At 72.4% G+C, this 25725-nt stretch carries 19 protein-coding genes; 14 read left to right on the top strand and 5 right to left on the bottom strand.

Annotated features, from left to right (window positions below; all coding sequences use genetic code 11):
- Nucleotides 1-117: 117 nt before the first annotated feature.
- The 6 genes from ABZX61_RS12000 (at nucleotide 118) to ABZX61_RS11975 (ending at nucleotide 6137) form a co-directional block, all read left to right on the top strand.
- The gene (locus ABZX61_RS12000; protein ID WP_355193795.1) at nucleotides 118-687 is read left to right on the top strand and encodes a helix-turn-helix domain-containing protein; all 570 of its coding nucleotides are present in this window, start codon (nucleotides 118-120) and stop codon (nucleotides 685-687) included.
- Between the two features lie 92 nt (nucleotides 688-779).
- Nucleotides 780-1904, top strand: coding sequence for a histidine kinase (locus ABZX61_RS11995; protein ID WP_355193793.1), 1125 nt, complete (start codon nucleotides 780-782; stop codon nucleotides 1902-1904).
- A gap of 103 nt (nucleotides 1905-2007) precedes the next feature.
- Nucleotides 2008-2679 (top strand): response regulator transcription factor, encoded by a 672-nt coding sequence (locus ABZX61_RS11990; RefSeq protein ID WP_355193791.1) that lies wholly within the window; start codon nucleotides 2008-2010, stop codon nucleotides 2677-2679.
- Nucleotides 2680-2778: 99 nt separating this feature from the next.
- Nucleotides 2779-3762: an NAD(P)-dependent alcohol dehydrogenase gene (locus ABZX61_RS11985; protein WP_355193790.1), complete on the top strand. Its 984-nt coding sequence runs from the start codon at nucleotides 2779-2781 to the stop codon at nucleotides 3760-3762.
- Between the two features lie 57 nt (nucleotides 3763-3819).
- A complete protein-coding gene (locus ABZX61_RS11980) occupies nucleotides 3820-4572 on the top strand; it encodes a sulfite exporter TauE/SafE family protein (RefSeq protein ID WP_355193788.1) in 753 nt (250 codons plus the stop codon).
- Nucleotides 4573-4610: 38 nt separating this feature from the next.
- Nucleotides 4611-6137 carry an OmpA family protein gene (locus ABZX61_RS11975; protein WP_355193786.1) on the top strand — a complete coding sequence of 509 codons (1527 nt, stop codon included), beginning with the start codon at nucleotides 4611-4613 and terminating at the stop codon, nucleotides 6135-6137.
- Nucleotides 6138-6143: 6 nt separating this feature from the next.
- Here the strand turns inward: ABZX61_RS11975 and ABZX61_RS11970 are convergent, their stop codons facing one another.
- The gene (locus tag ABZX61_RS11970) at nucleotides 6144-6845 is read right to left on the bottom strand and encodes a hypothetical protein (protein WP_355193784.1); all 702 of its coding nucleotides are present in this window, start codon (nucleotides 6843-6845) and stop codon (nucleotides 6144-6146) included.
- Nucleotides 6846-6980: 135 nt separating this feature from the next.
- On the opposite strand from ABZX61_RS11970, the gene ABZX61_RS11965 reads away from it, so the two are divergent.
- The 4 genes from ABZX61_RS11965 to ABZX61_RS11950 all read left to right on the top strand — a co-directional run bounded on the left by ABZX61_RS11965 (nucleotide 6981) and on the right by ABZX61_RS11950 (nucleotide 14456).
- A complete protein-coding gene (locus ABZX61_RS11965; protein WP_355193782.1) occupies nucleotides 6981-8324 on the top strand; it encodes an AAA family ATPase in 1344 nt (447 codons plus the stop codon).
- Complete coding sequence (locus tag ABZX61_RS11960; protein WP_355193780.1) at nucleotides 8321-9523, top strand: tetratricopeptide repeat protein; 1203 nt, start codon at nucleotides 8321-8323, stop codon at nucleotides 9521-9523. Before ABZX61_RS11965 ends, ABZX61_RS11960 begins: the two co-directional genes overlap by 4 nt.
- Before the next feature lie 111 nt (nucleotides 9524-9634).
- Entirely contained in the window at nucleotides 9635-11197 is a 1563-nt protein-coding gene (locus tag ABZX61_RS11955; protein ID WP_355193778.1) for a cellulase family glycosylhydrolase, read from the top strand.
- A gap of 394 nt (nucleotides 11198-11591) precedes the next feature.
- Nucleotides 11592-14456, top strand: coding sequence for an AAA family ATPase (locus tag ABZX61_RS11950; protein WP_355193776.1), 2865 nt, complete (start codon nucleotides 11592-11594; stop codon nucleotides 14454-14456).
- On the opposite strand, the gene ABZX61_RS11945 is transcribed toward ABZX61_RS11950, so the two are convergent.
- Nucleotides 14453-17002 (bottom strand): M4 family metallopeptidase, encoded by a 2550-nt coding sequence (locus tag ABZX61_RS11945; protein ID WP_355193774.1) that lies wholly within the window; start codon nucleotides 17000-17002, stop codon nucleotides 14453-14455. The two genes, ABZX61_RS11950 and ABZX61_RS11945, sit on opposite strands and share 4 nt — an antisense overlap.
- Before the next feature lie 250 nt (nucleotides 17003-17252).
- Here ABZX61_RS11945 and ABZX61_RS11940 point away from each other — a divergent pair, with 250 nt between their 5' ends.
- The 3 genes from ABZX61_RS11940 to ABZX61_RS11930 all read left to right on the top strand — a co-directional run bounded on the left by ABZX61_RS11940 (nucleotide 17253) and on the right by ABZX61_RS11930 (nucleotide 22284).
- Nucleotides 17253-20444, top strand: coding sequence for a BTAD domain-containing putative transcriptional regulator (locus ABZX61_RS11940; RefSeq protein WP_355193772.1), 3192 nt, complete (start codon nucleotides 17253-17255; stop codon nucleotides 20442-20444).
- A 91-nt stretch (nucleotides 20445-20535) separates the two neighbouring features.
- The gene (locus ABZX61_RS11935) at nucleotides 20536-21678 is read left to right on the top strand and encodes an FAD-dependent monooxygenase (RefSeq protein WP_355193770.1); all 1143 of its coding nucleotides are present in this window, start codon (nucleotides 20536-20538) and stop codon (nucleotides 21676-21678) included.
- A gap of 33 nt (nucleotides 21679-21711) precedes the next feature.
- Nucleotides 21712-22284: a hypothetical protein gene (locus ABZX61_RS11930; RefSeq protein ID WP_355193768.1), complete on the top strand. Its 573-nt coding sequence runs from the start codon at nucleotides 21712-21714 to the stop codon at nucleotides 22282-22284.
- Here ABZX61_RS11930 and ABZX61_RS11925 read toward each other — a convergent pair.
- Nucleotides 22274-23092, bottom strand: a complete 819-nt coding sequence (locus ABZX61_RS11925; RefSeq protein ID WP_355193766.1) for an SAM-dependent methyltransferase — start codon at nucleotides 23090-23092, stop codon at nucleotides 22274-22276. The two genes, ABZX61_RS11930 and ABZX61_RS11925, sit on opposite strands and share 11 nt — an antisense overlap.
- A 138-nt stretch (nucleotides 23093-23230) precedes the next feature.
- Entirely contained in the window at nucleotides 23231-24172 is a 942-nt protein-coding gene (locus tag ABZX61_RS11920) for a nitronate monooxygenase (protein WP_355193764.1), read from the bottom strand.
- A gap of 163 nt (nucleotides 24173-24335) precedes the next feature.
- Between ABZX61_RS11920 and ABZX61_RS11915 the strand changes: the two genes are divergently transcribed.
- Complete coding sequence (locus tag ABZX61_RS11915; RefSeq protein WP_345000866.1) at nucleotides 24336-24521, top strand: hypothetical protein; 186 nt, start codon at nucleotides 24336-24338, stop codon at nucleotides 24519-24521.
- 17 nt (nucleotides 24522-24538) lie between these two features.
- On the opposite strand, the gene ABZX61_RS11910 is transcribed toward ABZX61_RS11915, so the two are convergent.
- Nucleotides 24539-25639 carry a serine hydrolase domain-containing protein gene (locus ABZX61_RS11910; protein ID WP_355193762.1) on the bottom strand — a complete coding sequence of 367 codons (1101 nt, stop codon included), beginning with the start codon at nucleotides 25637-25639 and terminating at the stop codon, nucleotides 24539-24541.
- Nucleotides 25640-25725: the final 86 nt, after the last annotated feature.

Genomic DNA, 25725 nt, shown 5'->3' with positions numbered 1-25725 from the left:
TGCTCCGCGTCCCAAATGTCCCCTTGTGGCGGCATCGGGATCATCGCGGCCGAGTATTGCAGAAAAAATGCTGCAGCGAAAATTCTGCAATGTTGCGAAAGGTTGTAGGCTCGCAACGTGGCGAACAGACGGGCGACCCGGCAGCTCAGTGATCCAGGTGCGCACAAGGCACTCGGTCATCCGCTGCGACAGCGGATCCTGCAGCATCTCGGCATCCACGGCCCGGCCACGTCCACCACGCTCGGCCGGGCGCTCGGCGAGAACACCGGGACGCTCAGCTATCACCTGCGCCAGCTTGAGCACAACGGGTTCATCGAGGAGATCCCCGAGCGGTCGACCGGAAGGGAGCGCTGGTGGCGGCAGATCAGCGCCGACCTGAGGTGGCCCTCGGCGGGTGAGATGGACGATGAGTCGCAGAAGCTCCTCGATGAGATCATCGAGTTCAAGGTCGACCAGGAGCTGGAACTCGCCCGGCGCTTCTTTCGCGACCATCGGCGGTACGGCGAGTGGGCGAAGGCGTCCCGCGGGCTCACTCACCTGACCCGGGAAGAGCTCGACGAGTTCTTCGAGGCGTACATGGAACTGCTGTCCAGATTCAGCCGCACGCCGGAGGACGCGTCGCCCACCGCGCGGCCGGTGTTCCTCAGGTTCTTCACGATGCCCGCCTCCGAAGACCCGCCGTCCTGACGCCGGCCAGAGTCCTTGCGGAAAACGGCCGAGCACGACGTCGCCATCGTCACGGGCCCCAGCCGTCCTGCTGTGGTGACTACCATGAAGACGTGTTTCGCTCCTTGTGGAACGAGCCCCGTCCCCCCGATCCTCCGTTACGCGTCTGGCGGGACTGGGCGCTCGTAGGGGTGCTCGTGCCGCTCGCGGTGCTCGAAGGGGTCGTCCGCCCCGACCTGCCGTGGCGGGCCGTCTCCGTGACCGTCACGGTCGGGCTGGTGTTCACGCTGCTCTGGCGCCGCACCAGGCCGCTGCTGATGCTCGCGATCCCTTTCGTCACCACGATGCTGGCCCCGCTGGCGACGGGCGGTCATCGTGCCGAGACGTACACGATGGTGTTCCTGCTGATCATCGTGTACGCGCTCTACCGGTGGGGGTCGGGGCACGAGATCGTGCTCGGCTTCGGGATCATGCTCCTGTCCGTCGGCGTCTCGGCGTCCTTCTACGACCTCGCCCCGTCCGACGCGGTCGGCGCGTTCGCCGTCATCTTCTCGGCCGTCGCGCTGGGGGCGGCGTTCCGGTTCCGGGCCAGGGCCCGGATACGCGAGCTCGACCAGGTCAAGCTGCTCGAACGCGAGCAGCTGGCCCGCGACCTGCACGACATCGTCGCCCACCACGTCTCCGCCATGGCGATCCGGGCACAGGCGGGCCTGGCCACGGCGCCCTCGAAGCCGGAGGCCGCGATCGACGCGCTCCGCGTGATCGAGGCAGAGGCGTCGCGTACCCTTGCCGAAATGCGGGCCATGGTCCGCGTCCTGCGCCGCAACGAGCCGGCGGACCTGGCGCCCGGCCGGCGGATCACCGATCTCGAAGAGCTCGCCGGGCGCGTCCGCCTCGGCCCGTCCGTGGAGGTGGAGATGCTGGGCGACCTCGACGACCTGCCTCCGGCGGTCGACGCCGCGATCTACCGCATCGCGCAGGAGTCGGTCACCAACGCCCGGCGGCATGCCCGGCACGCCACCCGCATCCGGATCCGCGTCGCCGCCGACGACACGTCGGTGCACCTGCGCGTCAGCGACGACGGCGAGACGGGCTCCGCGAACCCGATGCCCGGCTACGGGCTCATCGGGATGACCGAGCGCGCCGGCCTGCTCGGCGGCACCTGCGAGGCCGGCCCCGACCCCGGCCGCGGCTGGACCGTCACCGCCGTGCTGCCCCGTACGGGAGCGGCGACGTGATCGCCGTGCTCCGCCACGCCCGGGGCGGCGACGCGATCGCCGTGTTCCCCCGCGCCCGGGGCGGCGACGCGATCGCCGTGCTCCCCCGCGCCGGGGCGGCGACGTGACCGCCCAGGACCGCGACATCCAGGTGATCGTCGCGGACGACCAGGAGATCGCCCGCACCGGGCTCAGGATGATCCTCGACGCGCAGCCCGGCATCGAGGTCGTCGGCGAGGCCGGCGACGGGCGGCGGGCCGTCGAGCTCGCGCAGCGGCTGCGTCCCGACGTGTGCCTGTTCGACATCCGGATGCCCCGCCTCGACGGCATCGAGGCCACCCGCCGCCTGGCCGGGCCGGGCGTCGCCGATCCGCTCGCCGTCGTCGTCATCACCACCTTCGACCTCGACGAGTACGTCTACGCCGCCCTCAGGGCGGGCGCCCGCGGCTTCCTGCTCAAGGACGCCGGCCCGGACCTGCTCGCCCAGGCCGTCCGCGCCGCGGCCGACGGCGACGCGCTCATCGCCCCCAACATCACGGCCCGGCTGCTGCAGACCTTCGCCTACTCCGGGCGCGCCACGCCGCCAGCGCAGCCCCGCGAGGCGCTGACCGGCCGGGAGGAGGAGATCCTGGCCACCGTGGCCCGCGGGCGGACCAACAACGAAATCGCCGACGAGCTGCACATCTCCCTCAGCACGGTCAAGAGCCACATCGCGAGCCTCATGCTCAAGCTCGGCGTCCGCAACCGCGTCGAGATCGCCATGTGGGCGTACGAGACCAAGCGCGTCAGGCTCTGATCGGGCCGATCGGCCAGGGAAGAGGTCGTACTTTCGGCCGTAGAGCGGGCGTGGCGGGTCTGGCGACACTGGTCGCGAGTCCCCCACAAGGAGAAAGCCATGAAAGCGTTCGTCCTTCCCGCGTACGGCTCACCCCTCGTCCTGACCGACATCGACCAGCCCGTGCCGGGCGACGACGAGGTGCTGGTCCGGGTGCGCGCCACCTCCGTCCAGCCCTACGACTGGCACTTCCTCCGCGGCGAGCCGTACGTCGCCCGCGTGATGGGCGGCGGCGGCCCGGGGCTGCGCGCCCCGCGGTTCAGCGTCCTGGGCGCCGACGTGGCCGGGGAGGTGGAGGCGGTCGGCAAGGACGTGACCGGGTTCCGGCCCGGCGACGAGGTGTACGCGATGCCCAAGCAGGGCGGCTTCGCCGAGTACGTGTGCGTGCCGGAGAGCGAGCTGGCGCTCAAGCCGAGGAACGTCTCGTTCGAGGAGGCGGCGGCGGTGCCGATGGCGGCCGGCACCGCCCTGCTGGCCCTGCGCGACGACGGCCGCGTCCAGCCCGGGGAGCGCGTCCTCGTCAACGGGGCCTCCGGCGGCGTGGGCACGTTCGCCGTCCAGCTCGCCAAGGTGTTCGGCGCGCACGTCACCGGCGTGTGCAGCTCCAGGAACGTGGGCCTGGTCAGGTCGCTCGGCGCCGACGAGGTCGTCGACTACACCAAGGAGGACTTCACCCGGAGCGGGCGGCGCTACGACCTGCTGCTGGACATCGCGGGCAGCCGCTCCGGCTCCGCCTGCCGGCGGGTGATGACCCGCAAGGCGACCCACGTCCTCGTCGGCGGCCCGGCCGGCCGCTGGTTCCAGCCCGCGAGCCACGTGTTCGCGACGGTCATCGCGGGGCTGTTCGTGTCCCAGCGGGTGGTCGTGACGCAGGTCGTCCCCTGCACGGAGACCAGGCAGAACCTCATGACGCTGGCCGAGCTGATCGAGGGCGGCGAGATCCACCCGGTGATCGACCGGACCTACCCGTTCGCGGAGATCCCGGCGGCCGTCAGCTACCAGGAGGAGGGCCACGCATCCGGCAAGGTCGTGATCTCCATCTGATCCCACATCCTGGACTGATTTGTCTTAGTAAGAGAGATGTGTCCTAGAGTTCCGAGCATGACACCACTGGAGATGGTCGCGGTGCTGGCGGCCGGGGTGGCGGGCGGGGCCATCAACACCGTCGTCGGCTCCGGGTCGCTGATCACGTTCCCCACGCTGCTGGCCGTCGGCCTGCCGCCGATCACGGCGAACGTCTCCAACAACATCGGCCTGGTCCCCGGCGGCCTCTCCGGCGTCATGGGCTACCGGCCCGAGCTGAAGGGCCAGCGGGAGCGGCTGCTCAGGCTGGCCCCGGCCTCTGTCATCGGCTCGCTGGCCGGCGGGCTGCTGCTGCTCACCCTGCCCGAGAGCAGCTTCAACATGATCGTGAGCGTGCTGATCGCCCTGTCCTGCACGCTGGTCCTCATCCAGCCCAGGCTGAGCCGCCTGCTGTCCACCCGGCCCGGACGCGCGCACGGCGGGCCCTGGCTGTGGCTGGGCACGCTCGCCGCCGGCGCCTACGGCGGCTACTTCGGCGCGGGCCAGGGCATCCTGCTCATCGGCCTGATGGGCATCATGCTGGACGAGGAGCTGCAGCGCATCAACGCGGCCAAGAACGTGCTCGCCCTGCTGGTCAACTTCACCGCCGCCGTCCTGTACATCCTGGTCGCGGACGTCGACTGGCTGGCCGTGCTACTGGTGGCGGCGGGCTCGGCGATCGGCGGCTTCCTCGGCGCGCGCCTGGGGCGCAGGCTGCCGGCGCCGATCCTGCGCGGCCTGATCGTCTGCATCGGCGTCGCCGCGATCGTCAAGCTTCTCGCTCAGCCGTAACGCCGATATTCGGACGGAGAGTACGACAGGATCATCCGGTGAGTTATCGGATTATCCCCCCATTCGTCGCGTTGCTCATGGCGTCGGCCTGCGCGCAGCAGACCCCTGCCCCCACCCCCAGCACTCCCCCTTCGACCACCGCCGCCGCGAGCCCGAGCGGGACGCCCCAGGACACCTGCCCGGCGCTGGCGGAGACGCGCAGCACCATGACCCCCGACCTCAAGGTCGAGGTCGTCGGGCTGAACCGGGTCAAGGCCAAGCACCTGGTGGCTCAGCTCAGGCTCACCAACACGGGGGCGGACAAGAAGCTGCCGTGGACGGGCGAGATGGGCGACAACACCCGCCCGTTGGGGGAGATCCGCTGGGCTTCGGGCATCGGCGTGCTCGACGCGCCGGCCCGGGCCTGGATCCTGCCGTACAAACCGGCCGGCTTTCCCTGCCTGTGCACCGACCAGGACCGCGACGGCCTCGGTTACTTCATCGACCCCGGCGAGTCGATCAACGTGTACGCCGTCATGCCCGCCCCCTCAGGAAACCCCGCCGCCGCCACGGTCGTCACCCCGGTGGGCCCACCGATGCCGGACGTGCCGATCAGCGACGAGCCGCCGGTCACGCCGCCCGGCACGACGATCCCCGATCCGGACGCCGAGCCCGTCACCACCGTCGTCCGCCCGCTCGTGACGCCGTCGGAGTCGCTGGACGGATCGGAGGAGACGGCCGACGACGGCAGGGACCTCCAGGTCAGCCTCTCCGCGGATGTGCTCTTCGCGCTGAACAAGGCGACGCTCACCGCCAAGGCCAGGGCCGTGCTCGCGCGTACCGCCAAGCTGGTCGACGCTTCGTCCGGTTCGTCCGTACGGGTGGAGGGGCACGCGGACTCCTCCGGCGACAACGCCATCAACGACCCGCTCTCGACGCGTCGCGCCGAGGCCGTGCGCAAGGCGCTGTCCGCGCTCGTCACCAGGCAGGGCGTCGGCTTCCAGGCCAAGGGGTACGGCTCCCGTCGCCCGCTCTACGGCAACGACACCGACGAGGGCAGGCGGCGCAACCGGCGGGTCACGGTGACGTTCGCCAGGCCGCAGGCCGCCGCGGCCGAGCAGCCGGCCGCGACCGACGCTCCGGGCGCGACCGGGCTGACCGGCACGGGGAAGGCGGACGGCCAGCCGATCTCCATGAAGGTGACGGGGCTGCGCCGGCTCACCGGCGGCCTCGGGCTGCTGACCTACCGGATCAAGAACGATGGGTCCGCCGAGGCCTGGTTCAACGAGTTGCACCAGGCGCAGGACTGGATGTCGTTCAAATATCGCGCGGCCTTCAACGTGCGACTGACCGACGTGGCCGCCAGGAGGCGGTACCTGCCCGGCCGCCTCCAGGTGCCGGCGGAGAGCGGCGGCGTGGACGCGTACTGCGCCTGCACGGATGTGTCCGGAGTGCGGCTCAGCACCACGAAGTTCGGGCTGGGCGCGGAGAAGGAGTTCTGGGGGCTGTTCGAGCTGCCCGACAGCGCCACGACAATGAGCGTCAAGATCGGGAGCTTCCGCGACCTCCAGGTTCCTGTCCAGTAGCCGCGCTCAGCCGGACAGCCCGAAGAAGAACGCGGCCGGGATCAGCGCCACGACCAGGGCGGCGGCCCACCACCGGGGAGCGGGGCCGGCGCGCAGCACGGCGACGCCCAGCGGCACGAACGCGACCGCCAGCCCGGCCAGCGCGACCAGCGAGATCGGGTCGCTGCTGCCCTTGAGCACGCCCAGCGGCAGCCCTGCCGCCAGCGCCAGGCAGACGCACCGGAGCACGCCGAGCGCCCTGGCGCGGTAGGCGCCGACGGCGAGCACGATCCAGCCGGCCATGATGCAGACGTTGACCGCCTTGAACACGTGGAAGGCGCCGTAGGTCTCGCTGACCGCCTTTTGGGCCGACGCCAGGCCGAGGGTGTCCACCAGGTGGAAGGCCAGGTGGCTCACCCCGGCGTGGAAGACCCGTCCGAAAAGGCCGAGGATCACCAGCGTGGCGCCCCATTGCGCCCAGCCGGGGTGCGAGCTCCTGATCAGGCGGGCCAGCGAGGTCACCGCGGGCCACAGGAGCACGACCCCGGCGGCGTACAGGCTGTAGGACAGGACCATCCGCTCCGGGTGGGCGGCGTAGGCGGCGAGCTGGTCGGGGAAGAAATCGCCCTCGCCCGCCCGGATGAGCACCCCGGCGAGCAGCAGCGACGGGCCGAGCACCAGCCCGGCGCCCTCGACCCAGCGCCCGGGAAGCGTGTGCGTGATCGTCATGCCACCGATCCAAGCGGCGGGCGCGCCCGCGCACACGGGCGCTGAGGCGAGAACCGGCGGTAGAGCCAGCACTACCAGGATGTAATCTGCGTAGTTTTAGTACGACCGAATCCTGCGACAGAAGGGACCAGGCACGTGCCCGACGATGTCGGCCTCCAAGCACTACGCGAGGCGGCGCGCCTGTCTCCGGACAACCTCCCGCTCCGTCGGCATCTCGCCGAGCAGCTGCTGACCAAGGGGTACCTGGCCGACGCCGAGGCCGAGTTCCGCGCCGCGCTCCTGCTCGCGCCCAAGGACCCGGACATCTCGGCAGGGCTGGCGGAGGCGTTCGTCCGGCAGAGCGCCCACGGCGCGGCGCTCTCGGCGCTGGAGCCGTTCCTGGCCTCGCCCGGCTACCCGCCGCGGATGGGCGTGCTCGCGGCCAGAGCGCTGCTCGGCGAGGGCGACTTCGGCCGGGCGGCCTACCGCTACCACGAGGCGATCTCCCGTGACGCGTCCGTCGCCGACCCCGAGCTGGCCGCCCGCCTGACCACCCCGGTCGCCCCGTCCGTGCCCGCGGCGCCCGCCCCGTACGCGACGACCCCGGCGGACGCGCCCTCCGGCGCGGAGGTGGCGAAGTCGAAGGTCACCTTCGCCGACGTGGCCGGGATGGACGCGGTCAAGGAGGCGCTGCGGGTGAAGCTGCTGCTGCCGCTCCAGCAGCCCGAGCTGTTCGCCGCGTACGGCAAGCGCGCCGGCGGCGGCGTCCTGATGTACGGCCCGCCCGGAGCGGGCAAGACCCACCTGGCCAGGGCCGCGGCCGGCGAGCTCGGCGCGTCGTTCGTCAACGTCGGCCTGTCCGACATCCTCGACATGTACGTCGGGTCGAGCGAGCGCAACCTGCGCGCCACGTTCGAACTGGCCCGCCGCAACCGCCCGTGCGTGCTGTTCTTCGACGAGGTGGACGCGCTGGCCGCGCGCCGCTCCGACATGCGCCAGGCCCACACCCGGCAGCTGGTCAACCAGTTCCTGGCCGAGCTCGACGGCGTGGACCAGGACGCCAACGAGGGCGTCCTGGTGCTGGCCGCCACGAACGCTCCCTGGTACATCGACGTGGCGTTCCGCCGCCCGGGCCGCTTCGACCAGCTCGTGTTCGTGCCGCCGCCCGACACCTCGGCCCGCGCGGCCATCCTGCGCCTCCTCTGCCGCGACAAGCCGCTGGCCGAGATGGACTTCGACGCGGTGGCGCGGGTGACCGACCACTTCGTCGGCGCGGACCTGAAGGGCGTGGTGGACCGCGCGGTGGAGGTCAAGCTCCAGCAGTCGATCAGCGCCGGCCGGCCCATCCCGATGAACACCCACGACCTGCTGGCCGTCGCCCAGGTCACCAGGCCCACGGCCGTGCGCGAGTGGCTGGCCACCGCGCGCAACTACGTGCTGCACGCCAACGAGTCCGGCGCGTGGGACGAGCTGATGCCCTGGATCAAGGGCAAGCGGTGAACCCACGCGAGTCGATCCAGCGGGCGGGCACGCTGCTGCAGATGCGCCGCCCGGCCGACGCGGAGCGGGAGCTGCGCGGCGTGCTCGCCGTCATGCCCGAGCACTTCACCGCGTTCTCGCTGCTCGGCCTGGCCCTCGTCCAGCAGGGCAGGACCGCCGAGGCCGTGTCCGCGGCCCAGGAGGCGGTACGGCTGGCGCCCGACCAGTCGTATCCGCACTACATGGCCGGGCAGGTCTACCTCCGCATCCAGCGGCCGGACCTGGCCGTCACCGCCGCCGAGACGTCGCTGGCGCACAACCCCGAGTCGGCGTCGACCTGGGAGCTGCTGGCCCGCGCCCACCTGCGGCTGGGCCAGTACCGCCAGGTGGTCGAGGCGGCCCGCCGGGGGCTGGCCATCGATCCGCAGGAGTCGGACCTGGTGAGCCTCCTGGCCATGGCGCACGTCCAGCTCGGGGAGGCGGAGCAGGCCAGGGCCGCCGCCGCGGACGCCGTGCGGCTCGATCCGGAGAGCGAGACCGCGCACCTGGCGTACGGGCACGCGGCGCTGGCCGCCGGCGACGCGAAGACGGCCGCCGCGGCCTTCCGCGAGGTGCTCCGGCTCGACCCCGGCTTCGACCCGGCCAGGGACCTCCTCGTCACGGCGCTCAAGCAGCGCAACCCGCTCTACCGGATCCTGTCGAACCTGCGCGGCCGGTTCCTGGGCGGCTGGCGGATGGTCCTCCTGCTGCCCGCGGTGCCGCCGCTCATCGCCGTGTTCGTCCTCATCGCGGTGCTGCACTGGGCGGCGTGGGTGGCCGAGGCGGTGACCGTGCTGCGGCTGGCCCGCGCGAAGGCGACCAAGCTGCTGTTCGAGGGCGTCGAGGCCCGCGTGGCCATCGCGAGCTGCGCGCTGCCGGCCGCCGGGGTGGGCGTGCTCGCGCTGGGCATCGCGCTCGGCCAGGACGCGCTCGGCATGGCGGGGGCGGCGCTCATGGCGCTGGTCACCCCGGTGCAGGAGGCCACGCACACGGGCTCGGCCCGCGGGCGCCGCGTGCTGTACGGCTGGACGGGGCTGCTCGTGGTCGCGATCGTCGCGTCCGTGGTCCTCGGCTCGCCGAGCGCCGCGCTGCTGGCCCTGTACGCCGGGATCGGCACGATCTGGGTGGCCGCCGGCGTACGCCGGTTGTTCCCCGCTCCCGAGCGCCAGCCTGCCCGGTGAAACTTTCAAGCATTCTGCCTGGTCACAGCCGTAGCACCCACGGTGCGTTGACGAGCGTGAAGACGGCGGCCGAGCATGACGCCGCGTTCTCCCTCTCCGAAAGGCACCCCCATGCACTTGTCCAAGGCGATGACGGCCGCCCTGGCCACGCTGGTGGCCGGAGCGGCAGTCGCTGTCGCGGTGACCACCGCCGCCCCGGCAGGCGCGGCCGCCGGCACGGGCACCGGCTACCTGCACACCAGCGGCAACAAGATCGTCGACAGCACGGGCGCGACCGTGCGCCTGACCGGCCTGAACTGGTTCGGCATGGAGACCGACAACCGGACCTTCCACGGCCTGTGGTCGAGCACTCCCTGGAAGGGCCACATCGACAAGATGGCCTCGCTGGGCTACAACACCATCCGCGTGCCGTACTCCAACGACGCGCTCAAGTCCGGCGCCACGGCCACCGGCATCAACGACTACGTCAACCCCGACCTGATCGGCCTGTCGCCACTGCAGATCCTGGACAAGATCATCACGTACGCGGGCGGCAAGGGCATGCGGATCATCCTCGACCGCCACCGCCCGACCGCCGCGGGCCAGTCCGCGCTCTGGTACGTCGCCGCCACGCCGGAGAGCACCTGGATCAACGACTGGAAGGCTCTGGCCCAGCACTACGCCAACAACCCCACCGTCATCGGCGCCGACCTGCATAACGAGCCGCACGCCGAGGGCACCAACCCCAACGCGACCGGCTCCTGCTGGGGCTGCGGCGACCAGGCCCGCGACTGGCGGCTGGCCGCCGAGCGGGCCGGCAACGCGGTCCTTTCGGTCAACCCCAACTGGCTGATCTTCGTGGAGGGCGTGAGCTGCCCGAGCGGCGGCCTGTCCAACGTGTGGGACGGCGATCCCACCAACGACGAGGACTGCGGCTGGTGGGGCGGCAACCTGTCGAAGGCGGGCCAGTACCCGGTACGGCTCAACGTGGCCAACCGCCTGGTCTACTCGCCCCACGACTACGCGACCTCGGTCTACCACCAGACCTGGTTCGACGCCCCCGACTACCCCGCCAACCTGCCGGCCATCTGGGACAAGTACTGGGGCTACCTCTACAAGCAGAACATCGCGCCGATCATGATCGGCGAGTTCGGCACCACCCTGGCCGCGAACGTGGACAAGATCTGGCTGCAGGAGCTCCTGAAGTACACAGGGACCGGGGTGAACGGGATGTCGTTCACCTACTGGTCGTGGAACCCGAACTCCGGTGACACCGGGGGCATCCTCAACGACGACTGGACCACCGTCAACCAGGCCAAGCAGGCCATCCTCCAGCCGTACCTGATCCCGCCGACCGGCGGCACCGGGCAGCCCTCCGACACGCCCACGCCCAACCCTCCCGGGCAGTGCACGGTGACGTACAAGCAGACGAGCTCCTGGCAGGGCGGCTTCCAGGGCGAGCTGACGGTGAAGAACACCGGCACCGGCACGATCAACAACTGGGCCGCCACCTGGACGTTCCCGTCGGGGGTGACGCTGGTCAACGGCTGGAACGCGGTCGTGACCCAGTCGGGCACCACGTGGACCGCCAAGGGCCCCGACTACGCCAGGAACCTCGCCCCCGGCGCGTCGGTCGCCGTCGGCTTCACCGCCAACGGCGCGGCCGCCCAGCCCGCCGGCGCCACCTGCTCCTGACCCTTCCCACCGTCACGGGCTCCCGCCGTCGCGAGCTCCTGACCCTCCGCCGTCGCGGGCGGACGCGCTCCCGCCCGCGGCCCCCGAACGAGCGCCCGCCCCGCGATCCACGACCGAGCACCGCGGGGCGGGCGCTCGCCTGCCCTCCCCAACGGCCCTCCGCCAAGGACAGCGCCCCTCCCCGAAGGCACGGCGACCCCCACGGCCGTCCCTCCCCAAGGGACGGCACCCCCTCGGCTCTCCCTCCCCCAAGGGACGGCAACCCCCTCGGCTCTCCCTCTCCCCAAAGGGACGGCAACCCCCGACGGAGGGAAGGAGGGTTGACCACGGGCCCCACCTAGTGGATAACGGATTCCGACAAAGGGAGTAAACCTGCACTGTTACGGAGACCCCGATGGCAAGCGCGGCTTCTCCCGCATTGGTCGGGCGCGACACCCAGTTGCGGCTGCTCACCGGCGCCATCGCGGAGCCCCCCTCCGTCATCCAGGTGCAGGGCGAGGCGGGCATCGGCAAGACCAGGCTCGTCAGAGCGGCCATCGACCCCCTGCGTCAAAGCGGGCGGACCGTGCTGCTCGGCCACTGCCACCAGATCCGCGAGCCGCTCCCGTACGGCCCGGTGCTCGACGCGCTCCGGGACGTCGCCCCGGCGCTCCCGCCCCAGGACCGGCTCAGCCCGCTCACCGGCGTCCTGCGCGGCCACCTGCCCGAGCTGGACGGCCACCTCCCGCCCGCCCCCTCGCCGGCGGCGTTCGACGACCCGCGGGCCGAGCGGCACCGGCTGTTCCGGGCCGTCCACGCGCTGCTGGCCGCGGCCGGTCCCGTCGTCCTCGTCGTGGAGGACCTGCACTGGGCCGACGACGGCACCCGTGACCTGCTGCGCTTCCTCACCGACCAGCCGCCCGACGGGCTGGCGCTGGTGGTGACGTTCCGGCGGGAGGAGCTGCCGGTGCCGGGGCTGCCGTTCGGGCACGCGTACCGGCGGACTCCCGGGGTGCGCGGCGAGGTGATCCCGCTGACCCCGCTCGACGTCGAGGGCGTGCGCAGCCTCACCGGCGCGCTGCTCGGCCGGTCGGCGCCGACCCCCGAGTTCGCCGCCCGGCTGCACGAACGCACCGCGGGCGTGCCGTTCGTGATCGAGGAGGTGGTGCGCTCGCTGCTCGACGACGAGGGCCGCTTACCCGAGCCGGACGCGCTCGACCGCATGGCCGTGCCGCTGCTGCTGCGCGAGGCGATGGCCGAACGGCTCGCCGGGCTGTCACCGGCCGCGCTGCGCGTCGTGCGCGCCGCCGCCGTCCTGGGGCTGCCCGCCGACGAGACCTTGATCGCCGCCGTCTCCGCGCCCACCCCGTCCGAGCCCGGGCTGGGCCAGGCGCTGGAGGCCGGGGTGCTGCTCGAGCACAAGGACGGCCAGTACGGCTTCCGCCACACCCTCGCCCAGCAGGCCGTCTACGACACGATCCCCGGCCCCGAGCGCCGCCAGATCCACCACCGGGCCATGACCGCGCTGTCCGGGCTCGACCTGCCGCCCCTCGTCCAGCTCGCCCACCACGCCCGCCGCGCCGGCGACTACGCGGCCTGGCAGCGCCACGGCGCCGCCGCCGCCGACCACGCCGCCGCGCTCGGCGACATCCCGCTCGCCGTCGAGGTGCTCGAAGGGCTGCTCGCCGACCCCAAGCTCCCCCACGACGCCCGCGGCCCGCTGGCGCTCAGGCTCAGCAGGGTCGCCGCCATCGGCCTGTCCCACCGCCGCGTCGTACGCATCCTGCGCCACCTGCTGTCGGACGACTTCCTGTCCCCGCAGGTACGCGGCCAGGCCCGGCTCAACCTGGGCGTGCTCCTGTCCAACCAGGCGGGCGCGGTCGCCGCCGGCCGCCAGGAGATCCTGGCCGCGCTCCCCGACCTGCACGACAACCCCAGCCTGGCCGCGCGCGGGCTGGCCCTGCTGGCGATGCCCGCGTGGGGCGGCGAGCCGCTCTCCATGCACCAGGAGTGGATGGTCCAGGCGGAGAAGCTCCTCGACGACCGCGACCCCGAGCTGACCGCCGCCGTGCTGGTCAACAAGGTCACGTTCGCCATGCTGATCGGCGCGCCCGACGCCTTCGAGCTGGTCGGAGAGCTGCCGGTCAACGACCCGGCCCCGGCCGTGCGCCGCCAGGTGGCACGCGGCTACTCCAACCTGTACGACGCCGCAGTGGCGCTCGGGCACTACGCGGCGGCCGAGCGGTTCGCGGACCAGAGCAGGCGCATCGCCGAGGAGACCGGCGCGCTCTACCCGGAGTTCCTGCTGGAGATGTCGTCGATCCGGCTCGACCTGCTGACCGGCCGCTGGAAGGGGCTGCGCGAGCGGGCCGTCGCCGCCGTCGAGATGTCCTTCGAGGCGCCGCTGCTGGCGGTGGACGCCCGGCTGACGCTCGGCATGCTGGCCCTGGCCAGAGGCGAATGGGACGAGGCCGGCGAGCACCTGGAGGCGGCCGGCGTACGCGACCTGGACTCGGGCTTCCTGCCCGTCGCCGCGGCGGCCTCCGGCGGGCTGGTGGAGCTGCACCTGACCCGCGACTCGCCGGAGTCGGCGCTGCGCGAGGCCGATCTGGCGGTCGGCAGGCTCCGGCGCAAGGGCGTGTGGGTGTGGGGCGACCAGCTCGTGCCGGCCGCCGTCCTCGCACTGCTCAAGGCGGGCAGGCGGGGCGCGGCGGCGGATCTGGTGGCGGAGTTCGCGGCGGGGATCGAGGGCAGGAACGCGCCGTCCGCGGAGGCCGGGCTGGACGCCGCCAGAGGGGCGCTGGCCCAGGACGCGGAGGAGGCGGCCCGCCACCACGCCAGGGCCCGGAGCGCGTATGAGGCGATGCCGCGGCCGTACGGCGCGGCGCGGGCGGCCGAGGCCGAAGCGGTCGCGCGGTTCGCGTTCGGCGACCGGGCGCGGGCCGCCGACCTCGTCGCCGACGCGGGCGAGCGGTACGCGGCGCTCGGCGCCACCCACGACGCGGCCCGCTGCCGCCACCTGCTGCGCGAGATCGATCCGACCGGGGCGCGGCGCAGGGGCCGGCGGGGCCGCAGCGGGGTGCTGTCACCCCGGGAGAGCGAGGTGGCCAGGCTGGTCGCGCTCGGCCGGACGAACCGGGAGATCGCGGAGGTGCTGTTCCTTTCGCGCCGCACGGTGGACACCCACGTGGCCAGGGTGCTGCAGAAGCTCGGCGTGCGGACGAGGGCGGACGTGCGGGAGCCCCGGCCGGACGACCGGCCGGGGCTCGTGGAGAGCTAGACGGTGATGCTCCAGGAGTCGATGAAGCCGGTGTCACCGGCGTAGACGTCCTCGATGTCGAGCACCCAGGTGCCCGCCGCCTGCTGGCTCACCGGGACGGAGAACGTCCTGGTGCCGTACTGCGTGCAGGTCGTGCCGCCGTACCTGTCGACCGCGTACCACGTGCCGCTCGGCCCGCGTACCCAGATGTCGAGGTCCTCCGCGCACGTGTGGCTGATCGTGATCGAGATCCGGACCGGTGAGGTCGCGGTGCCCGTCGCGGTGGAGGTGATCGAGCTCTGGGTGTTGTTGAAGTCGGTGATCGGATAGTTGGTGTCGTTGGTGAACGTCCGGCCGCCGGTGGTGGTCTGGACGGTCAGCGCGTACGTCGCCGTGTGCGTGCCCGTCACGCCGGTGCCCGTCACCGTGACGGTGTAGCTGCCGGCCGGAGTGGTGGGCGCGGTCGAGATCGTCAGCGTGGACGAGCCGCCCGAGGTCACCGAGGCCGGGTTGAACGCGGCCGTGGCGCCGGTCGGCAGGCCGCTGGCCGACAGGTTCACCGTCTGCGCGGTGCCCGCCGTGGTGGCCGTGCTGGCCGTGGACGTGGCCGCCGAGCCCGCCTGCACCGTGCCGGACGTCGGGCTGAGCGAGATCGAGAAGTCACGCGTCGGCGGGTTCGAGCTGACGGTGAGCGCGTACGTCGCCGTGTGCGACGTCGAGCCGGTTCCCGTGACGGTGATGTTGTACGTGCCCGCCGCCGTCGACGAGCCGACCGAGAGCGTCAGCGTCGAGGAGTTGCCCGAGGTCACCGACGACGGGCTGAAGCTCGCCGTGGTGCCGCTGGGCAGCCCCGACGCGCTCAGGGCCACGGTCTGGGCGCTGCCGGAGGTGGTCTGCGTGCCGACCGTGGCCGTCGCCGAGCCGCCGGGAGCCGCGCTGCCGGAAGTCGGGCTGAGCGAGATCGAGAAGTCGCTGGTCGAGGTGCCGCACGCGGGCTCGCCCGAGGCCGCCGCCACGCTGACCGCGCTCCACGCCGCCTTGGTGGTGTTGCACTGGGCGCTGTTGGCGCCGAACAGCTCGATCGCGGCCGCGACCGAGGCGGCGCGGATGTTCGTGTACCGCCAGGACGAGGTCTTGCGGGCCAGCGCGCCCATGTAGATCTTGCCGGCGTTCTGGATGCCGACACCGGTGACCGACGAGGGGCCGCCGGAGCAGATCGGGCTGGACGGCTTGCCGCCGCCGGGGTTGTTGCCCTCGGCCAGCAGGTAGAACCAGTGGTTCAGCGGGCCCGCCGCCGCGTGCACCTCGGTGCTCGGGATCGAGGACGAGTAGCAGTTCGGGTCGCCGAGCGCGCTCGGGTTGTACATGTTCCGGATCGGCCCGTCGCCGACCAGGTTGACCTCCTCGCCGACCAGGTAGTCCGCCGGGTCGTTCGGGTTGGCGGCGTACGCCTCGGTGAGCGCGCCGAAGATGTCACCGGTGCCCTCGTTGATGCCGCCGTTCTCGTTGCCCGATCCGGCGCCGCCCGGGGTGGTCTGGAAGATCGCGTGCCCGAACTCGTGCGCCACGACGTCGATGGGGGTCGCCTGCCGGGCGTTGTCCTGGCTGTGGCCGAAGTTGGTGTAGCTGCCGTTCCAGTAGGCGTTCACGTCGGCGAGCCCGACCCGCGCGGGGAAGCCGCGACCGCTGCCGTTGATGCCGCTGCGGCCCAGCCAGTCGCGCAGCATGTCCCACTCGCGCTGCACGCTGTAGAGCGCGTCCACGCAGGCGGTCTCCAGGTTGGTGCCGCCGGCGTTGCCCCACGCGTCGTCGGTGCCGGTGTAGGCGCTGCCGTTCTGGCCGCCACACTGGATGCCGGGCCTGGACGTGTCGGTCATCGAGTACGAGCTGCCGGAGCCGCTCGTCCCGATGGTGACCTGGCCGTAGTAGTAGCCGTTGCCGGTGCCGGCGCGTACGAGGTCGTACGAGTCGGCGATCTCACCGGTACGCGCGTCCACGAACACGTGCTGGATGCTCGGCTTGCCGTCGGAGATGCCGCTGACCGTGGCGTCCCAGGCCAGCCTCGGCTTCTCGCCCCAGGCCAGGACGACCAGGCGGGGCGCCGCGGTGTCGTCCACGCGCGAGAGCTTGGTCCTGGCGACCTCGGTGGCCTTGGCGGCGCTGACCGTGGCCCTGGTCGGCACGTCGCCCGGGGTCGGGCCCGTCGCCGCGACCGTGTCCCGGACGTTCCCCGCCGCGTCGGTGACCACGACGGCGTCGCCGCCGACCATCGGCAGGCCCTTGTAGGTGCGCTCGTACGACACGTAGAACATGTCGGCCGCGCCCGGGGTGACCGCCACGCGGCTGTAGGCCTCGTCGGGGCCCCGGGTGAGCTCGTCGAGCTGGCTGGAGACGGCCTTGTCGGCCACCTGTGCGGCGAGCGAGGCGGGGTCACCCACGCGCGCCGTCTGCTGCTGCTGCTGCGGTGCGGCTCCCGGAGGGGCGGCGTTCGCGGGCGGCGTCTGTAACGCCAGGGTCGTGGCCGTGGCCACGCCGACGACCGCCGCGAGTAAGGCTTTGCGTTTCACGGCTGTGCTGCTCCTTTCGAAGATCTCCCTCGGGGCCGGCGCGCTTCGTGAGCGCACGACGGCCCGCGCGCCGCACGGGGATCGCCTCGGCGGCGGGATTGCAGGGAGATTGGGGGGTGGAAGCTAGCAGTGCTGTTGCGCCTTGATGCCGCGACGCTAAACGGTCACTCCCGACTGGGAAATACGTATACGCATCGGTAGGTATACCGATAATTCCGTTTCAACTGCTCAGTTGGGGGACAATCGGGGCGTGCAATTCGGCATCCTGGGCCCGCTCCAGGTGCGCTCCCCCGGTGGCGAGCCCCTGGCGATCGGCGGTCCGCGCCCGCGTGCCCTGCTCGCGTTGCTGCTGCTCGACGCCGGGCGGATGGTGAGCGTCGAACGGCTCATCGACGGCCAGTACGGCGACCGGCCGCCCACGGAGGCCGCCAACGCCATCCAGGCGCAGATCTCCCGGCTCAGGCGGAGCCTGCCGGCCGGCCTGATCGAGTTCCACGGGGCGGGATACCGGCTGGCGGTCTCGCCGGACGACGTGGACGCGCACCGGTTCGAGCGGCTGTCCCGCGAGGGGCGCAGGCTGCTGGCGGCCGGTCGGTTCCCGGGAGCCGCCTCCTCGCTGAGGGAGGCCCTGGAGCTGTGGCGGGGGCCGGCGCTCGCGGACGTGGCCGACGCGCCGTTCGCGGGGCCGCAGGCGCTCCGGCTGGAGGAGCTGCGGGTGTCGGCCATGGAGGACCTGATGGAGGCCGAGCTGGGCCTGCCCGAGGGCAGCCCGGTGGCCGCGCTGCAGGACCTGGTGGCCGCGCATCCGCTGCGCGAGCGGCCACGCGGGCTGCTGATGCGCGCGCTGGAGGCGGCGGGGCGGCCGTCCGAGGCGCTGACGGTCTTCGACGAGACGCGCCGCCTGCTCGCCGACGAGCTCGGCACCGACCCCTCGCCCGAGCTGGCGGCCCTGCACCTGGCCATCCTGCGCGCCGAGCGGCACCAGGTCCGGCGGGTCGCGCCGCCGGCCCAGCTGAACCGGCTCGTCGGGCGGGAGGAGGAGCTCGCGCGGCTGGCCGCCCTGAGCGGCGTCCGCCTGGTGACGCTCGTCGGCCCCGGCGGCATCGGCAAGACCCGCCTGGCCATCGAAGCCACCACCCGTCTCCTCCACCCAGGGCCGGCCACCACCGACGAACGCCCGGAGACGCCCACCACCGACCGACCCCCGGGCACGACCGCCGCTGACGGGGGTGCGGTGCGGAGTGCCCGGGAGGCGTGTTTCGTGGACCTGTCGCTGGTGGACGGGACCGGGCAGGTGGCAGGGGCGGTGCTGGCGGCGCTCGGGTTGCGCGAGTCGGCGCTGCGCGGGCTCCCCGACCCCACCGAACGCCTGGTGGCGGCGCTGGCCGGGCAGGACCTCCTCCTCGTCCTGGACAACTGCGAACACGTACTCGCCGAGGTCGCCACGCTGGCCCGCCGCCTCCTGGCTGCCGCCCCCGACCTGATGATCATGGCCACGAGCAGGGAGCCGCTGGGCATCACCGGCGAGCACCTGGTCCCGCTGGCGCCCCTGCCCACCGACCCGGCCGTCACGCTGTTCGCCGAACGGGCGGCGGCGGTGCGGCAGGAGTTCGCGGTCGGGCCCGGCAACCTGGACGCCGTCCAGCGGATCTGCGCGGCGCTGGACTGCCTGCCGCTGGCCATCGAGCTGGCGGCGGCCCGGATGCGCACGTTCGGCGTGGAGGAGATCGCCACCCGGCTGGCCGAGCACGACAGGTTCAGGCTGCTGTCGCGCGGCGACCGTACCGCCCCCATGCGCCACCAGACGCTGCACGCCATCGTGGAGTGGAGCTGGAGCCTGCTCGACGCCGAGGAGCAGGCACTGGCCAGGCAGTTCTCCGTGTTCGCCGGGGGTGCGAGCCTGGAGGCGGTGGAACGGGTGTGCGGCGCGGACAGCGCCGACCTGCTGGCCGATCTGGTGGACAAGTCGCTGGTCGAGACCGACGGCGAGCGCTACCACATGCTCGACACCATCCGCCTGTTCTGCGCGGAGCGGCTGGCGGAGGCGGGCGAGGAGGACCGGCTGAGAGCGGCCCATGCCGCCTGGTTCCTGGAGTTCGCGCGCCGCGCCGACGGGCACCTCTACAGCGCCGAGCAGCTCCGGTGGCTGGCCCTGTTCTCGGCCGACAACGCGAACCTGCAGGCGGCCCTGCGGTGGGGCGTCGAGCACGACCCGCCGGGGGCGGCGCGGCTGGTGTCGGCGCTGGCCATGTACTGGTGGCTCAGCGGTCGGCGGGGGGAGGCGACCCCGCACGTCGTGCGCCTCCTCGACGCGACAGGGCCCGAACTGGCCGAGGAGTACGTGCTGGTGGTGCTGCACGCCGTACCCGACGCCGGATCGCCGCACTGGAAGCAGGCCCGCGCGGTCATCGAGTCGCTCGACGGGCCGATGCGGTGCCCGTTCGGCCCGGCCTTGTGGGGAATGATCGTGGGGCCGCCGGAGCCGCAGGGGCTGGCCGGGCGAGTGCTCGCGTCCGACCCGTGGAGCAGAGCACTCGATCGGCTCGGCCGCGCGCTGCTGGCGCTGATGAGTGGCGGGGTCGCGGTAGCGGAGCAGGAGCTGGAGTGGGTGCTCGCGGAGTTCGGCTCCATGGGGGAGCGCTGGGGCAAGGCGCAGGGCCTCGACTGGCTCGGGGTGATCGCGAGCTGGCGCGGCGAGTGGGGACGGGCCATGGCACTGTGGCAGGACGCGGTCGCCCTGCTGGAGGAGCTGGGCGCGGTGGAGGAGTTGGTGGACGTGCTGGGCCGGCGGGCCGACGCGCGCCGGCGGGCCGACGACGTCCGGACGGCACGCGCCGACTCCGAGCGGGCCGGGGAGCTGGCGCGCCGGCTGGGGAGGCCAGAGCTGGTGGCGGCGGTTCAGTTGCGGCTGGGCGAGATCGCCCGGTCCGAGGGCGACCTCACAGAGGCCGGCCGCCTGCTCTACGCGGCCCTGGCCGCCTCGGGGAGCGGGGCGTTCACGTCCACGGGGTTCAGGTCGCACGTGCTGACGGCGCTCGGCCGCCTGGCCGAGGCGACCGGCGACGCCGCCGAGGCCACGCGCCGGCACGCGGAGGCCCTGGCCATGGCGCTGAAGTCGCCGCTGACCATCGACCTCGCCGACGCCGCGGAGGGCCTGGCGGGCCAGTGCCTGCTGGACGCCACGGAAGACCCGGCGGGCCGGCGGCTGGACGGCGCGGCGGCGGGCAGCGGACCGGCGGAGCGGGCGGCGGTGCTGCTGGGTGTGGGGGTGGCGCTGCGCGGCATGGCCGTGGCCGGGGATCGGGACGTCGCCAGGATCGCCGCCGCCGCCACGGAGCTCCTCGGGCCCGCGGGATTCGCGGCGGCGTACTCCAAGGGGGCGTCGATGAGCAGGGACGACGCGCTCGCCACCCTGATCGCGACCGCGAGCCCGGACCGCTGACCCAGCCGCTGACCCAGCCGCTGACTGGGCCCGCCCCGGCTGTCAGCCGGCAGTCGCCCCGCTGTCAGCGGCGCTCGCGAAGCTGACGGACATGAAGAACACCAACGTCCTCATCTCCGGCGCCAGCATCGGCGGCCCCGCCCTCGCCCTCCTGCTCTCCCGCTACGGCTTCAACGTCACCGTCGTCGAGAAGGCCCCGTCGCTGCGCCCCGGCGGCCAGGCCGTCGACTTCAAGGGCCACACCCACCGCACCGTCCTGACCCGCATGGGGGTGCTCAAGGGCATCGAGGCGCTCCAGACCGGCGGCAGCGACCAGGTGATCGTCGACGCGGACGGCCACAAGCTGACGGTCATTCCCGGCGAGTTCACCGGCGGCGAGATCGAGATCAAGCGCGGCGACCTGTCCAGGGTCTTCTACGAGCGCACCGCCGCGAGCTGCGAGTACGTCTTCGGCGACTCGATCACCTCGCTCACCGAGACCCCCGGTGGCGTGCACGTCACCTTCGAACGCTCCGCCCCCCGCACGTTCGACCTGGTGGTGGGGGCGGACGGCATCCACTCCAACGTCCGCCGCCTCGCCTTCGGCCCCGAGGCCGACTACGTGAAGCACCTCGGCTACTACTACGCCCTGGTCGACGTCGAAGGGGAGTTCGGCACGGTCGCGAAGATGTACAACGAGCCTGGCAGGATGGCCGCCGTCGGCGGGCCGAAGGCGCCCGCGTTCTTCGTCTTCGCCTCCGAGCGCCTCGACTACGACCGGTACGACATGCGGCAGCAGAAGGACCTGCTGACCCGCGCCTACGCGGGCATGGGCTGGCAGGGCCCGGCGCTCATGGAGGCGGTGCGCCGCTCCCCGGACGTCTACCTCGACTCCCTCAGCCAGGTCACCATCGACCGCTACAGCCAGGGCCGCGTGGTGCTGCTCGGCGACGCCGCGTACGGCAACACCCTGGCCGGCTTCGGCACGGGCCTGGCCGCGGTCGGCGCGTACGTGCTCGCGGGCGAGCTCAAGCGGGCCGGCGGCGATCACCGCGTGGCCTTCGCGCAGTACGAGGAGCAGATGCGCGGATACGCCAAGGTCGCCAAGAACGGCAACGCGGGCCCCTTCCTCGCCCCCCGCACCCGGAAGGGGATCCGGATGCGGAACTGGATGTTCAAGTACGGCTTCCTGCTCGGTTGGATGATGAAGATGACCGACAAGTTCGCGAACGACATCACGCTGAAGGAGTACTGAACCTTTCGCGCATCGGCCGCATCCAACCCACACATGAACAAGATTCAGCAGCTTGCCGCCCTGTCCGTGCTGCCCGTCGCCGCGGCCTTGATCGCCCTCCCCGCCCAGGCCGCGGAGCGCCCCGCCTGCCCCGTCCCGACGAAGGCGGAGGTGAAGCGGTCGGGCGACGACAAGGTCGACCAGCCGGCCAGGGGCGCCACCGCCATCAAGGGGGTCCGCGTCAACTACCTCCCGAAGGGCTTCACGTACGGCGGGGTCGTCATCAGCAAGCACGACGGCATCAGCGAGTACGGCTACCAGTGGGGGGACGACCGCCCCAACGCGGACATCAAGCAGCGCTCACTCTGGGTCAGGATCGTGTGCTGGCCGAAGGCGAGCAAGCCGGCGCAGCTCAAGAACGGGCCGTTCGACATGGGGACGTTCTCCGGCGACACCGAGACCGTGAAGATCGGCGGCCGTCAGGTGCTCACCCAGGAGGGTGACGGCGCGCTCGGCGACGGCAGGTACGCGGGCTGGGTCGAGCGCAAGGGAGTCGTCGTCACCGTGATGGCCAGCACGCCCCTCGTCCCCGAGCTGTCGAAGATCATCGAGGGGATCAAGCTCTGAGCAGGCCGACCCCGCCGTCGATGCGTAGTTGCGGGGGGCCGTCCAGAAGGGGGATGTGGGGCTCGTCGTCGCCGATGTGCCAGTCCTGGACGGGCACCAGGCCCGGCCCGATCAGCTCGAACCCGTCGAACAACTCCAGCACCTCGTCCCGCGTCCGGAACCGCGCCTGCGCGGGGGTGCCGGCCGTCGCCATCGTGAGCTGGGCGATCGCCTCGGGGGCGCTCTCCGCCATCCCGTGGGTGGCCACCAGACAGCTGCCCGGCACCATGCGCTTCCTGAAGGCGGCCACGATGCCGCCGGGGTCCTCCTCGTCCATGACGTAGTGGAGCACCCCGACCATCAGCACGCACACCGGCTGCTCGAAGTCGATCAGGCCGGTGACGCTGGGGTCGGAGAGCACGTCTTCGGGGCGGCGCAGATCGGCCTGGATGCTGGCGATACCCGGCGAGTCGGCGAGCAGCACCTGCGCGTGCAGCCGCACCACCGGGTCGTAGTCCACATAGACCACCCGGCAGGCCGGATTCACCGAGCGGACGGTCTCGTGGATGCTGGGCGAGGTCGGGATGCCGGTGCCCAGGTCGATGAACTGCCGCAGGCCCTGCTTCGCCAGATGGCGGACGGCCTCGACCTGGAACCTGCGGTTGGCCCTGGCCACCAGACGGGTGTCCGGGGCGACCGCGAGGAGCTTCTCCGCCACTGCCCGGTCGACCGCGACGTGGTCCTTGCCGCCGAGCAGATAGTCGTACACCCGGGCGGAGCTGGGAACCGTCGGGTCCACTCCGGGCGGAACGCGTTCTAGCTCGGTCACTGGGGGCCGTCTCCTTCCACGCATGCGACTCCGAACGCCATACTACTCGGCAGTCCAGCACGTAATAGGGCAGATTACGCAGGCACCCTCAAGCCGGACGGGCAGCCCGAACAGAACAGGTTCTGCCCTGCCTGCCGATCAGGAGAAGCGGGCCAGGAGCTCCTCGGCGGCGGCGAAGCCGGCGACCACGTCGGCCGCCGTACGCCGCTCGCGCACCATGCCCACGGCCTGCCCCGCGTAGATGCAGGCCGTGTCGAAGTCACCTTCGGCCCGCGCCGCCGCCTGCCGGGCCGGGGCGTCGTCGTCCGCGGCCAGCTCGTCCTCCCGCCCGGCCCACCGGTCGAAGAACGCGTTGCGCAGTGCCCGCCCGCCGAACTCGGGCGGCCAGTCCAGGCGCTGGGCGATGTCGAAGACCCGCCCGTACGCGGTGCCCGTCTCCTCGGCCGCCAGCAGGCGCTCGGTGGCCGTCTCCGACAGGGCCGTCTCCGCGCATCCCATGAAGGCCGTCCCCACCCAGGCCCCGGCGGCGCCGGCGGCCAGCACGGCGGCGAGCCCGCGCGCGGTCGAGATGCCGCCCGCCGCGAGCACCGGAACGCTCACCGCGTCGAGCACGCTCTGCAGCAGCGGCAGCGTGCCCACCGCGTCGCGCCCGTGACCGCCCGCCTCGGCCCCGCGCGCCACCACCGCGTCCACCCCGGCCTGCTCGGCGGCGCGGGCCTCGTCGGTCGTGCCCGCCTGGGTGACGACCGTGATGCCCGCCTGCCGGAGCTCCTCCACATAACGCGCGTACGGCCCGAAGCTCACGGAGACGATCGTGGGCCGGAGCTCGAGCACGGCGTCGAACTGGGCCGGGTTGCCGGCCAGCGCCCAGGCCATGAGCCCGATCCCGTACGGACCGCCGCCCGCGACGGCGGCTTCCTTGGTGATCCACTCATCCGTGGCCGCGGCGGCGACCCCGATCATGCCGAGCGCGCCCGCCTCGGAGACGGCGGCGGCCAACCGGCCCGCGCCCACCCCCGCCATCGGCGCCCCCACCACGGGCACCGCCAGGCCGAACCGTTCGGTAAGCCATGTGCGCAAGGTCATCTCCCCATAGAAAACCCCTGTTGAGACCAGTCTTCCATGGCCTTCCCGACCCCCGGACCGGAAAATACAGCCGGATGACCGATGCGCTCGCGGCACACACCTGTGCATCCTGGTGGGGAACGGCTTTCGTTCCGCAGCGGAGAGGAGTCACGAGGGCATGGACAACGCGGCAGGCCGCCCGACCGTGATCTTGGACAATGGCGTGGTCGGCAGGGTCATGCTGGCACATCCCTCCAGGCGCGACCTCGTGCTCGTGCTCGGCATGGACGGCACCCTGCTCAGCTGCCAACTCGACGACATCGCCTGTGTGGTCGGAGGCAAGCCCCTCTGCCGCGACGGCTGACCGGCGGGCCGGAGGTTCTAGGCACCGGTCACGATGCCGCCGATCAGGCTCGCGGCCGCGAAGTCGTTGGTGAGGCGGTTCTTGGTGAGCGCGAACGCGGTGCCGGTCGCCGTGTCGGCCCAGGCCGCGCTGCCACCCGCCCCGGGCACCCCGAACACCGTCGGGCTCGCCTCGGCGGTCGAGCCCGGGCCTCCGATGCCGTACCCGAGCCCCCAGGTCGTCGGCATGCCGAACACCTCGTCGAGCCCGCAGGAGGCCACCGCCGTCACCTCGCGCAGCCGGCCGGACGGGATCAGCCGCGTCCCGTCCACCTCGCCGAGCAGCGCGGCGTACATCCGCGCGATGGCCCGGGCCGAGGTCTTGCCGCCCGCGGGGATGTCGGAGGACAGGTAGTCGCCGCGGTTGCCCAGCTCGGCGGTCGGCATCAGCGTCATCGGCCCCGCCTTGAACATCGGCAGGTCCGCCGGCATCTCGCCCCACGCCGCCGGGTCCACCGGCGCGTCCTCCAGCCTGGCCAGCCGGTGGTGCTCGGTCTCCGGCATCCCGAAGTAGAGCTCGTCGGCCACGCCCAGCGGGCCCGCCACGTCCTCCAGCAGCACCTGCGAGATGGGCTTGCCGGTGACCCGCCGGACGATCTCGCCGACCAGGAACCCGAACGTGTACGCGTGGTAGCCCACCTTCGTGCCCGGCTCCCACCACAGCTCGGCGTCCTCCAGCGCGGCGACCATCTTGTCCCAGTCGCAGACGTCCTCAGGCGTGGTGTCCAGCGGCACCCCCGGCACGCCCGCCGTGTGCGACAGCACGTGGCGTACGGTCACGCCCTGCTTGCCGCGCCGCCCGAACTCCGGCCACAGCTCCGCCACCGGGGTGTCGTAACCGAACAGGCCCCGCTCGGCCAGCACATGGGCCACGGTCGCGGTGGCGCCCTTGCCGATCGAGAAGTTGTAGAAAGGCGTGTCAGCCGTGACAGGCCGCCCGGTCCCGGGGTCGGCCACACCCGCCACCACATCCACGACCTGGACGCCGTCACGATAGACGGCCACCTGGAGCCCGCGCTCCGCGCCTGACTCGACAAGCCCGTCGGCGGCTTCCTGCACCCGCTGCTGAAGATCACTCATGTCCTGCTCTGTCCTTTTCATCGGTGGAACTAGACGGTACCGTACCCACATAAGTACGGAACTGTCTAGTACTGTGTTCTCGTCGT

The sequence above is a fragment of the Nonomuraea sp. NPDC003709 genome, from assembly GCF_040610775.1.
Lineage (GTDB): Bacteria > Actinomycetota > Actinomycetes > Streptosporangiales > Streptosporangiaceae > Nonomuraea > Nonomuraea angiospora_A.
Note: the sequence above shows the minus strand (reverse complement) of the source record. Positions and strands in the feature narration are given on the sequence as shown.

Excerpts from the sequence above, each read along its gene's own strand:
- ABZX61_RS11985 (WP_355193790.1), top strand. The coding sequence starts at position 2,779 with ATGAAAGCGTTCGTCCTTCCCGCGTACGGCTCACCCCTCGTCCTGACC.
- ABZX61_RS11980 (WP_355193788.1), top strand. The coding sequence starts at position 3,820 with ATGACACCACTGGAGATGGTCGCGGTGCTGGCGGCCGGGGTGGCGGGC.
- ABZX61_RS11970 (WP_355193784.1), bottom strand. The coding sequence starts at position 6,845 with ATGACGATCACGCACACGCTTCCCGGGCGCTGGGTCGAGGGCGCCGGG.
- ABZX61_RS11955 (WP_355193778.1), top strand. The coding sequence starts at position 9,635 with ATGCACTTGTCCAAGGCGATGACGGCCGCCCTGGCCACGCTGGTGGCC.
- ABZX61_RS11950 (WP_355193776.1), top strand. The coding sequence starts at position 11,592 with ATGGCAAGCGCGGCTTCTCCCGCATTGGTCGGGCGCGACACCCAGTTG.
- ABZX61_RS11935 (WP_355193770.1), top strand. The coding sequence starts at position 20,536 with ATGAAGAACACCAACGTCCTCATCTCCGGCGCCAGCATCGGCGGCCCC.
- ABZX61_RS11930 (WP_355193768.1), top strand. The coding sequence starts at position 21,712 with ATGAACAAGATTCAGCAGCTTGCCGCCCTGTCCGTGCTGCCCGTCGCC.
- ABZX61_RS11915 (WP_345000866.1), top strand. The coding sequence starts at position 24,336 with ATGGACAACGCGGCAGGCCGCCCGACCGTGATCTTGGACAATGGCGTG.
- ABZX61_RS11910 (WP_355193762.1), bottom strand. The coding sequence starts at position 25,639 with ATGAGTGATCTTCAGCAGCGGGTGCAGGAAGCCGCCGACGGGCTTGTC.